This window comes from uncultured Tateyamaria sp., assembly GCF_947503045.1.
Classification (GTDB): domain Bacteria; phylum Pseudomonadota; class Alphaproteobacteria; order Rhodobacterales; family Rhodobacteraceae; genus Tateyamaria.
The window spans coordinates 46,882-58,756 of record NZ_CANNCF010000003.1; the positions used below are offsets into that span (position 1 = coordinate 46,882).

The window sequence follows — 11,875 nt, forward strand, 5'->3', positions numbered from 1 at the left end:
CTACGGTCTTCTATCATCAAAATTCAATTGTCACGTGCCCTGGCAGGCATCTGATGCTTGGGAAGGTCGCCGATGTTATCGCGCATGACCGCGTCGCCCTTGCGTCAGGTTCATCTGTTTTGGCGGCCAAAACGCCCATGAACGGCGACCGGGCATGTGCTGCGCCATGTCGACCGATGCACCTAAGAAACGGCCCTGACACAATGACTTGTCAGCGAAAAAACAGTGAGGCGGCGCTTTCTCCGTCACAAGGATCAAATAATGACTTTTCCTGAATGGACGAAACCCTGCATTTACGGTGCTTTGGGTGGCGCGATTGCAGTTACTATCATCGGTTTTTCGTGGGGTGGCTGGACGACCAATGGCACCGCTCAAACCATGGCACAGGACTTGGCATCTGACGAAGTGACTTTGGCGATGGTGCCGGTGTGTCTCAACATTTCGACAGCTGATCCAGAACGCACAGAGAAGCTCTCAATTCTTCAGGATCTCTCGGGATTTGGCCGTCGCAATGCAATGATGGAAACAGGTTGGGCAATCCGCCCTGGCTCAGATGCACCGGACCGTGACCTTGCAGATGCCTGCCTCGCGGGGCTTGAGCTGGATGGGTCATAATCCAAAAGCGACGCTGCAATCGTCACAAGCAGATTGCAGGACACCCTTGTTGGCGGACGCCCGAATATTTTGGGTCTTTTTTATGGGGCCAGTCCTTGCTCTGCTTCTGTTGGCAATCCCCGTGCTGGCCCAAACCATGCCGGAAAATGCAAGCGCAAGGAGCTATGGTGACGGTTGGGGATGCAATGTCGGATATCGGCTGACAGCTGATAACTGTGCAGCGGTCGTGGCGCCGGAAAATGCATATGAAACCAACCGCACCTACGGTTCCGGATGGGAATGTCATCACGGGTTTCGCAAGGTCAATGAAACGGCCTGTGTTGCTGTGTTGGTCCCCGATGGCGGGTTTCTGGCCCCTTCGGGCGAACGTTGGCACTGCCTGCGCGGATTTCTCAAGGTTGACGATACCTGCCAAGAGGTCGTCGTGCCTGAGAACGGCTATCTGGTGGAAGCGTCCTATGGATCTGCGTGGGAATGCAGACGCGGGTTTGAGCAGGTGGATGACAGTTGCACCGCAATTGTGGTTCCGATCAACGGATATCTGAATGGATCTGGGTACGGACAGCCCTGGACCTGCGAACGTGGGTTCGTTGAGCAGGACGGTCTGTGCGCGACCGTCGTCATCCCGGAATTCGCATATTTCGACGATGCATCTTACGGAGAGGGATGGAAATGCCAGAGGGGATATAAAGCCTCCGGTGCAGGTTGCGAAGCGATCGATATCCCCGCGAACGCCCATCTCGACAGGTCAGGGAACCGTTGGAAATGCAACCGGAATTTCCAGAAGTCCAAGGGGCAGTGCGTTTTCAATAATTGAGCGCATCGCACGGGGACGCACACTTCAATATCCCGTCCGGTGAACGCCTTGCCATCAAAAGGAAAATACGATGAAAACCGATATCCAGACGGTAGATACCGTTCGCCGCCCCGTCAGAGGCGCTCAGGCGCCCCCGGTGATCGAAATCACACCGACACGCTCATATGCGCTCACCAAAGTCGCCGCACAGCCGACAGCGGTTGTCTATTGCGAAGGCAACTTTGCCAGAATTGATGGCAAGACAGCCAATGGCCTTGTGCGTCATTCAGAGGCGTACAGGATCGTATCGGTCATCGACAGTATCCACAGCGGCGGGAACGCCGGGCAGGTCCTTGACGACGTGACCAACGGCATACCAATTCACAAAGACCTGGATGCCGCTGTCGCTCACGAAACCATCGTCCCCGATACTTTCATCTATGGAATGGCCCCCTCAACCGGGCGCCTTTCGACAACTGATCGCGGCGTCGTACTGGATGCGATCGCGCGCGGGATGAACATCGTCAGTGGCCTGCATGAATATCTGAGCGATGACATGGAAATTGCGCAAGCCGCATTGGCCAGACAGGTCACCATCCGCGATATCCGCAAACCAAAGCTGAGCAAAGACATGCGCCTATTCGACGGCAGTGTCGCGCGTGTTGATGCACTGCGTATCGCCGTTCTCGGGACCGATTGCGCCATCGGAAAGCGGACGACCGCGACGGTGTTGGCCCGTGCCTTGAATGCCAAGGGCATCAAGACCGTGCTGGTTGGCACAGGCCAGACGGGTCTGATGCAGGGCGCAAAATATGGTGTGGCCATGGACGCTGTTCCGCCCCAATTCTGCTGTGGCGAACTTGAGGGAGCGATTGTTGCGGCCTCTGAGGCGGAGCGACCGGATGTCATTTTGATCGAAGGCCAGGGCGCGCTTAGCCATCCTGCGTTCTGTACATCGGCCTTTATCCTGCGCGGCAGCCAGCCGAACGCCGTCATCCTTCAGCACGCACCTAAACGGGCCCACCGCTGTGATTTTCCCAACATGCCGATGCCCACACCAGCGAGCGAGATTGCATTGATCGAGGCGTTTTCTGACACCAAGGTCATCGGAGTCACGCTCAATCACGAGGGGATGTCCGAAACCGAGATCACAAACACGATCATTGGACAAACCAAGAAACTCGGTCTGCCTGTGACCGACGCGCTTGGCCGACCAGAAGCGCATTTATTGGCGATGGTTGTTGCGGCCTATCCCGGCCTACAGCAAGAAACTGTCGGAGTCGCAATGTGAGTTTCCCGCGGATAGATGTTGATCTGAGCAAGATACGCCACAACACGCGGACCATTGTCGCGCGATTGAGGGGACGTGGCATCCACGTAACCACAGTCACCAAAGCTGTTTGTGGGCATCCGGCCATCGCGCGCGCGATGCTCGATGGTGGCGCTGAGGGTCTGGCCGAAACCCGTTTGAGCAATGTGAAGCGGCTACGTCAAGCAGGAGTAACTTGTCCGGTCACATTGATCCGAACACCAATGCTGAGCCAAGTTGATGACGTCGTTCAACTCTGTGAGGCAAGCTATAACACCGAGATAACCGTGGTTGCGGCCTTGGCCGCTGCTGCCGTCCGGCAAAACAAGGTGCACGGCATTATCCTGATGGTCGAAATGGGTGATCTGCGCGAGGGGATCATGCCACACGACCTTGGTGACATGGCACAGCGGGTCATCGACATGCCCGGTGTGGCGCTGAAGGGCATAGGAGCCAACTTCGCTTGTCTCAGCGGGATTGCCCCCACATCAGCGAAGATGCGGGCATTGTCTGCACTTGCGGATAACGTCGAGGGTCAATGTGGCTCGTTCCTGCAAACGGTATCTGGTGGCAATTCTGCAAACCTGCCATGGGCGTTTGGCGTGCGCACGACTGGCCGGATCAACGATCTGCGCCTTGGCGAGGCCATACTGCTTGGCGTCGATCCGATCACGGGTGAGCAGATTGGTGGTCTGTTTAGAGATGCCTTTACGCTGGTCGCCGAAGTGATCGAGACGGGCGCCAAATCTGTACGCCCACACGTAAGCCGTGCGGACGGTACTTTGGCCAAGATCTGGCTTGTCCCTGACACCTCAGGATCCACGCGAGTCGTTCTTGGCATTGGGAACCAAGATACAGATGCGGCGGGGCTTTCGATGCCGTCTGGACATACGCTGATCGGTGCAACAAGCGATCATCTTGTCATTGGAACGAATGATGCGTCGCTTTGCGTTGGATCGGAAATGCGGTTTCAGATGAACTATAGCGCTTTGATGCGCGCCATGGCCGCCCCGGACATTCAGACAAATCTACGCAATGACCGACCCGTGCCAAACACACGTGATGCGGATGGCCCGAGCAAACACCTGGCATTGGTTTGAACAGCCTTGTTCAGACACGCCTGAATGAATTCAAAGAGGAGACTGCCACTTGGCAAAACTGACAAAAACAAGCGTCTTCAAGGCGCAAGGCCCCAAGTCGGAGACACCGTTGGACAAGACAACCCGCATCGTTCGAAAGATGGTCGAAGAAGAGGCCGAGCAACGGCAAGCCAAGAACGACCGTCTCCGCAACGCGCGCCTCGAACGAGAAGCCAAAACTCCGAAAAAGTCCTCGCGCTAGTGCATAAGCCAAGCCCGCCACCTAGCGACAACACAATCTTCGCCCATGTGTTTCAATCTGCAGGGGCGACAGGACACAGCTCAAGGAATACCCCATGACACGCGAAGGCGAGAGCACAACAAAAGTTCACTATATCTGCCAGACATACGTGGAACAGAAGCCCGGGCGTGACGGGCAAGCACACCTCAAGATTGGCAAGCAATTTCAATATTCAACCGCAGCAGAAGCGCAGAACAGGGCAGAACGGGAAGCCCAGTCCGAGGATTGCGCCGGAGCTGATGCCTATATGATCAGTGAGGACCCGGACAGTGGCGAAGTCGGATCACCTAGCTTCCTCGTCAGGCTAGGAAATGTCCCGGAAACTGATGATTTTTAGAGCTCGGCAATTGGCTAAGAATCCGCCCGCAAAACTGCGCCACGACAGTGGGCCGAGTTTACTAGAAAAGCGGCCTTGGCGCACCCGCAGCGAAAGATCACTTTGTCCGCATCTATGACATTGGCCTTTAGCGCAGCGAAGGTTGGCTTCTACTGGTTGCCTGATCAGTCTCTGGTCAAAACGCCCTCTGATACCAATGAGAAGTGGCCACCATTGCCCCCTAACCAACGTTCAACTCACTGGGTTTTGAGGCAGCGTGTCGCGGGGGAAATGACTACGTCCCGTTGCCGGGTTGGCGAAAGCCTTAGTTTACTCCGGTTCGAACGCGCTTCAACCCAACAAACTCTGCGCCACACTCAACCGCGCGCTGCGTTCGACCTCCATATGCGTTCTGGCGTGATGTTTCATCTGGGCGGGTCCGGCCTTGATCTTTCAAACGACCGATTAGACCAGTCCCGCCATTTTCGCAAACGGATCCCAGTTTGGATCGTCATGCCATTCATATTCAGATTCGTCCGCCATCTCCTGTGCCTTTTCCAGGCCAAACAGATCCGCCCCAACTGCGAGCGCCATGTCCATCCCCGCAGACACGCCCGAAGAGGTATAGAACTTTCCATCCCTCACCCAGCGGGCCTGCTTGACCCAGGTGACATTGGGCGCGAGGGGGACGGTTGCCGTGAAATCCAGCTTGTTCGTCGTGGCCCGCTTGCCGTCTAGCAACCCGGTCATGCCCAACAGGATCGTGCCTGTGCAGACCGCCAACACCCGCTCGGCCTTGGCGCCCGTGTCGCGCACCCATGTCATCAATTCCTCGTCTTTCGCGGCCTCTAGCGCGGAATCTCCGCCCGGGACGAACAGCAGGTCGTAGTCAGTGCTGTCGGACAGGACGCGATCCACGACGATGTGCTGGCGATGACGGCTTTCGACGGGCTCGGGGCTTTTGGCGACGGTGATGACCTCGATATCGTTGCGAAACCCGCCCAGCAGCTCGATGGGGCCAAAGAAATCGAGTGTCTGAAATCCGGGAAAGACCAGTGCCGCCATTTTCCTCATCATCTGCTCCAGTTTTGGTGGCCATATCAACCGTTCCCTGCACTTAGGGCGGCGCACGATCAGTGCGAGAGGTTTTGGAGTGGCGGTCGCAATGAACCGGCCAAAGGGGCATCGCCCTCCTCCTCAGACTGACAGCTTGGCCAGATCCTGAGACAGGGCGCGCGCGTCTGCGATGCTTTGCTGCAGTGCGGCCAGACGCGCCGCATCCGTGTTGCCCGTCGGTTGAGCGACCAGCACCGCATTGATGCGATTGGAGGTCGCCGTGTCCGTGCGGCCCAGCGCATTGCGTTGGTTCACGATCTGCACCTTCAGACGGGCCAGTTCGGATTCCGAGCTTTGGATTTGCGCGGCCAGATTGGCGTTGCGCACGCGCGAGGCTTCGATCTGCGCCTCATCGGCGTCGATCTGGGACTGGTAAGTGCCGGTTGTGATCCCCGACACCCCGTTGAAGAATCCGCCATCCGCCGGGTCCGTGCTGGTGGTCATGCAGGCGGACAGCCCGCCAAACGCCACGAGGACTGTCCACTTCATGCCCATGTCACGCCCCTCACAGTGAGCCTGCCAGATCGTTGGCGACGGCCTTCATTTCGGCGATGCTGTTGGCCATGGCCTGCAGTTGCGGATCAATCGGGGCGACCTCGTCGTTGCGGCGTTTGGTCAGATCACGGGCGGCGGTGAATTCCTCTTGCCGCTTGGTGGCGCCATCAATGGCCAGCATCATCTGGGACAGGTTGTTGTTGGCCTCGGCGGTTTCACGGGCAAGCTCAGCCGGGGTTGCGGCCCCTTGGGTGGCTTTCAGGCGCACGGCGGTCAATTCCTGTTTCTGCACGGCAAGGGCCGCATTCATGGCCGCAAGGGTTGCCTCCATTTCCTGCGCGTGCCGGTCCAGATCGGTCTGCACCTGTTTCAGGCGACGCGCACGCCGGGTGAACTTGCGCTGCACAAAGGCGACATAGGTGCCCGCCGCAGCCCCTGCCCCGGCACCAATGCTGATACCGATCCCGATGTCGTCGCTCCCCCCAAGTGTCAGACCGGCCAGACCGCCCGCAGCACCGCCCGCGGCGGCGCCTTCCAGAATGGTCCTTTGCATGGCCTTGGCCGCACGGCGCAATTCCACTTCCTGCGGCGTGTCACCCTGGGCCACGGTGGCGCTGACCTGTTCGGTTGCCGTGCCGCTGTCACAGGCAGCCAGCGCCATGCTGCCGATCAGCAAAGCGGCCGTTATCCTTGAGAAATGAGATCTGCCAGCCATTTGTAGCTTCCTTTTGTGTCTTCGTCTGTTTGCGCAAGATGGCGCAGAAAAATCGAGGCGTTTTCGTTCAGCCGTTGCCCCGTGGCCCCCAGATCGCGGCTGCGATCCGCGCTGCCCAGCAGGGACAGGGTCGCATCATCCGGGAAAAAGGCCGATGAGGCGTCCAGAATGTCGTCGTAATAGGTCCGCGTCTCATCCAGCCGCCGCAGCACGACGCCTTGGGCCCGCAGGATGTCGTTGATGTCACGGCGCGCCTGATCGACCAGTGGCAGGGCGTCTGCGTTGGTCTTGGCGATCTCCTCCATCTGGGCCAGCGCGTCCTGCGAGATTTTCAGAGTGCGTCTGATGCCGCGCAGGGCCACCAGATCGGTGCGCAGTTGCTGCAAGGTGGTAGCGGCCAGAAAGATCGACATACGTGCGGCATCTGCATAGACCTGTTCGGCGCTCATGGCGGACGGATCAGGCAGGCGCTGTTGATAGATGCGCAATCCCCGGCTGAGGTTTTCACCGGTTTCAAGGCCAAGGATGCTCAACGCCGCCGTCAGCTTGTTCGTGTCGGCAGAGGCGATCAGGACCTCGGGCGTGTCTGCCTGGGCAAGGCGGGCAGAGGATTTAAGCGCGACGATGCGGTCCTGCGCAAAGCGTTCAAACAGACCGTTCGGATAGTCCGCGAGGTAGCGCTCAAAGGCCTCGACATCGAGGCTGGCCGAGATTTGCCGCCAGCGGCTCAGCTCATCCACCTGCGCGTCGGCAATCACGGGCGAGGACGTGGCGGGGTTGAAACTGTGCTCGCCCAGCACCGCCTCTTCGACCCATGGAATCTGGCGCCCACCCGTTTCCAGCACCACCTCTTGGCGCACCCGACCCAGCATCAGGCGCGCATCAAGCGCCGGGGTGTCGAGATGTTTCAGAAGCGCCGAGGTATAGACCGAATTCTCGCCCAGCCCGTCATAGGCCACGTTGCCCGGATCGGTGGCATAGGCGATCAACAGCCCTGCCCCGCCGCTGTCGCGCACAAGACCCGGGCGCACAAGACCGTTGGTCGAGAACGGGTTGTTGCGGCAGGCATCAAGGATGACGATGCCGATGGCGGGGGCGGCGATGGTCATGGTCTGGCGCACGTCACTCATCGACAGCGAGGTGCGGCGCATCGCGCCCAGTTCTCCCCCCGCAAAATCGGTGCCAACCAGATAGTTTTCACCTCCGATCTGCACGCCGTGGCCGGCATAGAAAAACACCGCCATCTCGGCGCCTGTCGCGGCGACCTGAAAGTCCTGCAAGGCCTGTTTCATTCCCGCCGCATCCGTGTCCGCCACCTCGATCACCTCAAAGGACAAATCACGCAGTGCTTCGCCAAGGGCGGACACATCGTTGACCGGGTTGCGCAATTCCATGTCAGGCACGGAATAGCCCGAGTTCCCGATCAAGAGGGCAACCCGTTCGGCCCATGCCGCGGGGGCCGTCCCCAACAACAGGCATGCAACGACAAGCACATGGAGCGTTCTGTAGATCATGCGCCAACTCTAACACTGTTTTTCGATGTCGGCGAAGGGCTTTGACGCCAGTACCGCGATTTTCCACCACCCACACGGGAACGCCGGTCGAGGCGCGCATACCGCGTTTGATCAGTCCGGCAAAACCATGCCTGAACCTTTGGCGCGCCGCGAAAAGGTTGGCATCATTACAGGGTTGCGATAGGGTTTTGAGGCATTACCCGCATATTTTTTTTGTGAAGGAACTGCCACGATGACACGTTTCAATACACTGCTGGCCACGCTTGCAGCTGCAACGATCAGTTTCGCTGTTCCGGCCATGGCGCAGGACGATTCAACGCCCTCCGTCGAAGAAATGGCGGAAAATTTCAAAAAGCAGAAGACCCGGGGGCTCGTGCTTTCCAAGCCCGCCACAGAGTCTGCCGCGGCCCAACCTGCGACTGTTCCCGAAGATGTCGCCACGATCATTCCCAAGGACGAGCAGGTGAATATCAGCGTCTCCTTTGACTTTGACTCCGCTGCCCTGCGCGAGGATGAAAAGCCCAAGCTGGTCGCGCTGTGCAATGCGCTGAAATCCGCCGATGTTCAGATGGTGCGCATTCTGGGCCACACGGATTCGTCGGGCTCAGCCGACTACAACAAGCGTCTGTCCAAACTGCGCGCCGAAGAGGTCAAACGGTTTCTCGTCTCTGACTGCGGCTATCCGGATGACCGGATGGAGGCCCTGGGCGTGGGCGAGGAATTCCCCTATGACGCCGAAAACCCTCGCGCGGATGTCAACCGGCGCGTCGAGTTCCAGGCGCTGAGCTAGCCCGCCCCCGTACGGCGCAACATTACTGATCCCAAACGGGGCGAGGACCACACGTGACTGCAGGCGACAACCCCGGCATCTTCCAAATCGGGGATGTGTTGAACAACACCTACCGGATCGACAAGGTTCTTGGCCTTGGCGGCACCTCCGAAGTCTACCGCGCGGTCAGCGAGATTTCCGGTCGTGTGGTCGCGGTCAAGGCGCTGCGAGCCGAGTTTTCCCGCAACGAGGATTTCCTTGCGCTGATGACGCGCGAGGAGGCCATGCGCGAGATCCGCCATGACGCCATTGTGCGCTATTACGACAACCAGCGCACCGATGACGGGCATGTCTATCTGGTTATGGACTATGTCGATGGGCCCGGTCTTGATCAAAAGATCAAGGATGGCGGCATGTCCGCCGAAGATGTGATCACCATTTGTCGCCGGGTGGCAGAGGGGCTGCGCGCCGCCCATGCCAAGAACATCGTCCACCGCGATCTGTCCCCTGACAATATCATCCTGCGAAATGGCGACCCCAATGATGCAGTAATCATCGACTTCGGCATCGCAAAAGACACTAATCCGGGCGCCGAAACCATTGTCGGCAACGAATTTGCAGGCAAATACGCCTATGCCGCGCCTGAACAGCTGAGCGGGCAGACAGACGAGCGCGCAGATATCTACGCGCTTGGCGCGCTGTTGTTGTCTACCTTTCGAGGCAAGCGTCCCAATATCGGCAGCAACCTGATGAATGTCGTCAACATCAAGTCCCTGCCGCTGGACACCGAGGGCGTGCCCGAACCGCTCAAGACCCTGATTGATCGCATGACCCGGCCCGATCGCGATCACCGCCTGCAAGCGGCCCAGGAGGTGCTGGACGAGATTGACGGGCGCAATCCCGCGCCCGAGGCCACTGATGACGACCGCACCGTGGTTATGCCGCGTTCGAAACGGGACGAACCGGCCTTGTCCGAGGTGGCCACCATTGTTGAGCCGCAATCCCCCGCCCCGACGCCCACACCCGCACCGCCAGACGACCCGGAACCGCGCAAGTCACGCGGGCCGATGATGCTGGTGCTTGCAGTGCTTGTGGTCACCGCCACCGGATTGGTTGCGTATTTTTCAGGCGCCATCGACGGTTTGCTCGGGCCCCGCTATCCGGTAGTCGAACCCTATACCCTGCTGGTGTCCCGCGACGAAAACGAACAACCCGTGGCACAGGGTCACGTGCCCTCGGAGTCCGTGCACGACACACTTGGCGCACTGATCACCGAAACGGGCGGCACACCCGACCTGACCCTTGCCAGCGGCGCAATACCCGACAGTTGGGGCCCTGACGTCCTGCGCCTGATCGAGGCCGTGCGCCATCTGCCCGAATGGGAGGTGCGCGCCGATGAAACCACCGCTCGGATCACAGGCCTGACCTATGACCGGGCCGAGCGGGACAGGCTGATCTCCGCATTCGACCTCCCTGACATGCGGGGCGCGTTCGAGGTGAGTGCGGCGATTGATCTGGGCCCGCGCATTCTGAGTGCGCAGGCGTTGACGCCAATCCTTGCCACCTATCAGACCTGCGGCGATCTAAACGTTCTGGACGCCCCGCCGACCGGCTATCCGAATGGCGCGCAGGTGAGTGTTGTGGGCCGCGTCGACAGCACAGCGACCCGCGATGCGCTGGCCAACCGGCTGATTGATACGATCGGCGACCGCACCCTGCGCCTTGATATTCAGGTGCTGAACCCGACCCTGTGCCTGATCGACGGCGTCCTGCCCAACGTGCCCGAGGCGGGTGTGCGCCTCGATTTCAGAGAGGGCAGCAACCCGACCGCCAACCATGCCGGTACTTTCCTTGTCGGGGAAAACCCGATCATCGAGGTGGTGATCCCGCCTGAGATGACCGAAGGCTATCTCTATGTGTCGGCGCTGGATGTGTCGGGCAACGTGTTCCACCTGCTGCCCAACCTGCTGTTTGCGGACAATGACCTTGAAACGCTGCGCGATGGCCGTGACGGAGACATACGGATCCGCGTGGCCCACAGTATTGCCGACGGGCGGGACGGTGGCAAATTGGCCTTTGTGGTGGATGATACTTCGCTGGGCAAAACCAAGATCATCGCCATCCATTCGGATCAGCAGATTTTCGAAGGCCTGCGCCCGACCACGGAATCCGCAGGCGGCTATGCGAATGCGCTGGCCCAGCGCCTGGGCGCGATCAATTCACTGGACAGCCGCATCCTGACAACGGTCAATCGGTGAAGGGCAGATTGCCCAGTACCGCCTTGATCTGCCACAATCGGTGGCCCGCCTGACCGGCTATCCTTTTGCGCAGTATCTGCCCGCTTTTGACGTGGCCGTGGCCGCGCCGGGCTACAACACGTTTTGCGAACATATGGCGGCGGGCTTGCCGACGCTGTGGGTGCCCAATGAGAATGAACAGATGGACCGCCAGATTGACCGTGCACGCTATGCAGTGCAACGGGGATGCGGGCTGATGGTGCGCCGCACGGCACCCTTTGATGTGGCCCATGCCCTGTCCACACTTCTGGATCGGGATGCGCGTGGGGCCATGGCCGCTGCCGGGGCGCGTTTCGCCGCGCAGAACATGGGCCAGAACGGGGCTGCCGAGATTGCAGCGCTGGTTGGCGATCTGGCCACGTCCTCCATCGCACGTCTGCCGATGATCGCCGCGCGCGATGTGGAAGAGGCCGAGCCTGCCCCCGCACCCGAGCCGGTTTGAACGGGCGCACCTAGCGCCCGCGCCGCGCTGGAACCGATCAGCGGCGCTGTTTGTACTTGCGAAGATGCCCCACTCTGGCGGATGCTTGGAAGGACAAGGACACATACCGAT

Annotated in this window: 13 protein-coding genes; 9 read left to right on the forward strand and 4 right to left on the reverse strand. The window is 59.6% G+C overall.

Annotation, left to right across the window (positions count from 1 at the left end; genetic code table 11):
• Positions 1 to 261: 261 nt before the first annotated feature.
• The 6 genes from Q1A89_RS13980 to Q1A89_RS14005 all read left to right on the forward strand — a co-directional run bounded on the left by Q1A89_RS13980 (position 262) and on the right by Q1A89_RS14005 (position 4,437).
• The gene (locus tag Q1A89_RS13980) at positions 262 to 615 is read left to right on the forward strand and encodes a hypothetical protein (protein ID WP_299729342.1); all 354 of its coding nucleotides are present in this window, start codon (positions 262 to 264) and stop codon (positions 613 to 615) included.
• A complete protein-coding gene (locus Q1A89_RS13985; RefSeq protein ID WP_299729345.1) occupies positions 605 to 1,432 on the forward strand; it encodes a hypothetical protein in 828 nt (275 codons plus the stop codon). The genes Q1A89_RS13980 and Q1A89_RS13985 overlap by 11 nt, the downstream gene beginning before the upstream one ends.
• A gap of 70 nt (positions 1,433 to 1,502) precedes the next feature.
• Entirely contained in the window at positions 1,503 to 2,702 is a 1,200-nt protein-coding gene (locus Q1A89_RS13990) for a DUF1611 domain-containing protein (protein WP_299729348.1), read from the forward strand.
• Positions 2,699 to 3,820: an alanine/ornithine racemase family PLP-dependent enzyme gene (locus Q1A89_RS13995; protein ID WP_299729351.1), complete on the forward strand. Its 1,122-nt coding sequence runs from the start codon at positions 2,699 to 2,701 to the stop codon at positions 3,818 to 3,820. Before Q1A89_RS13990 ends, Q1A89_RS13995 begins: the two co-directional genes overlap by 4 nt.
• Before the next feature lie 49 nt (positions 3,821 to 3,869).
• A complete protein-coding gene (locus tag Q1A89_RS14000; RefSeq protein ID WP_299729354.1) occupies positions 3,870 to 4,061 on the forward strand; it encodes a hypothetical protein in 192 nt (63 codons plus the stop codon).
• Positions 4,062 to 4,155: 94 nt separating this feature from the next.
• Positions 4,156 to 4,437 (forward strand): hypothetical protein, encoded by a 282-nt coding sequence (locus Q1A89_RS14005; RefSeq protein ID WP_299729357.1) that lies wholly within the window; start codon positions 4,156 to 4,158, stop codon positions 4,435 to 4,437.
• A 444-nt stretch (positions 4,438 to 4,881) separates the two neighbouring features.
• On the opposite strand, the gene Q1A89_RS14010 is transcribed toward Q1A89_RS14005, so the two are convergent.
• The 4 genes from Q1A89_RS14010 to Q1A89_RS14025 form a co-directional block, all read right to left on the reverse strand.
• A complete protein-coding gene (locus Q1A89_RS14010; RefSeq protein WP_299729360.1) occupies positions 4,882 to 5,481 on the reverse strand; it encodes a DJ-1/PfpI family protein in 600 nt (199 codons plus the stop codon).
• Positions 5,482 to 5,613: 132 nt separating this feature from the next.
• Positions 5,614 to 6,021, reverse strand: coding sequence for a hypothetical protein (locus Q1A89_RS14015; protein WP_299729363.1), 408 nt, complete (start codon positions 6,019 to 6,021; stop codon positions 5,614 to 5,616).
• 16 nt (positions 6,022 to 6,037) lie between these two features.
• Positions 6,038 to 6,742 carry a hypothetical protein gene (locus tag Q1A89_RS14020; RefSeq protein WP_299729366.1) on the reverse strand — a complete coding sequence of 235 codons (705 nt, stop codon included), beginning with the start codon at positions 6,740 to 6,742 and terminating at the stop codon, positions 6,038 to 6,040.
• Complete coding sequence (locus tag Q1A89_RS14025) at positions 6,712 to 8,256, reverse strand: caspase family protein (RefSeq protein ID WP_299729369.1); 1,545 nt, start codon at positions 8,254 to 8,256, stop codon at positions 6,712 to 6,714. Before Q1A89_RS14025 ends, Q1A89_RS14020 begins: the two co-directional genes overlap by 31 nt.
• 232 nt (positions 8,257 to 8,488) lie before the next feature.
• Between Q1A89_RS14025 and Q1A89_RS14030 the strand changes: the two genes are divergently transcribed.
• The 3 genes from Q1A89_RS14030 to Q1A89_RS14040 are packed head-to-tail and all read left to right on the forward strand — an operon-like array spanning position 8,489 to position 11,764.
• Positions 8,489 to 9,046, forward strand: coding sequence for an OmpA family protein (locus Q1A89_RS14030; RefSeq protein ID WP_299729372.1), 558 nt, complete (start codon positions 8,489 to 8,491; stop codon positions 9,044 to 9,046).
• A gap of 53 nt (positions 9,047 to 9,099) precedes the next feature.
• A complete protein-coding gene (locus Q1A89_RS14035) occupies positions 9,100 to 11,283 on the forward strand; it encodes a serine/threonine-protein kinase (RefSeq protein ID WP_299729374.1) in 2,184 nt (727 codons plus the stop codon).
• Between the two features lie 40 nt (positions 11,284 to 11,323).
• Entirely contained in the window at positions 11,324 to 11,764 is a 441-nt protein-coding gene (locus Q1A89_RS14040) for a glycosyltransferase (protein ID WP_299729377.1), read from the forward strand.
• The last annotated feature ends 111 nt before the right edge of the window (positions 11,765 to 11,875 follow it).

Coding starts and splice junctions, on each gene's coding strand:
- Q1A89_RS14030 (WP_299729372.1), top strand. CDS start 8,489: ATGACACGTTTCAATACACTGCTGGCCACGCTTGCAGCTGCAACGATC.
- Q1A89_RS14020 (WP_299729366.1), bottom strand. CDS start 6,742: ATGGCTGGCAGATCTCATTTCTCAAGGATAACGGCCGCTTTGCTGATC.
- Q1A89_RS14010 (WP_299729360.1), bottom strand. CDS start 5,481: ATGGCGGCACTGGTCTTTCCCGGATTTCAGACACTCGATTTCTTTGGC.
- Q1A89_RS14005 (WP_299729357.1), top strand. CDS start 4,156: ATGACACGCGAAGGCGAGAGCACAACAAAAGTTCACTATATCTGCCAG.
- Q1A89_RS14025 (WP_299729369.1), bottom strand. CDS start 8,256: ATGATCTACAGAACGCTCCATGTGCTTGTCGTTGCATGCCTGTTGTTG.
- Q1A89_RS13985 (WP_299729345.1), top strand. CDS start 605: ATGGGTCATAATCCAAAAGCGACGCTGCAATCGTCACAAGCAGATTGC.
- Q1A89_RS14015 (WP_299729363.1), bottom strand. CDS start 6,021: ATGAAGTGGACAGTCCTCGTGGCGTTTGGCGGGCTGTCCGCCTGCATG.
- Q1A89_RS13980 (WP_299729342.1), top strand. CDS start 262: ATGACTTTTCCTGAATGGACGAAACCCTGCATTTACGGTGCTTTGGGT.
- Q1A89_RS13990 (WP_299729348.1), top strand. CDS start 1,503: ATGAAAACCGATATCCAGACGGTAGATACCGTTCGCCGCCCCGTCAGA.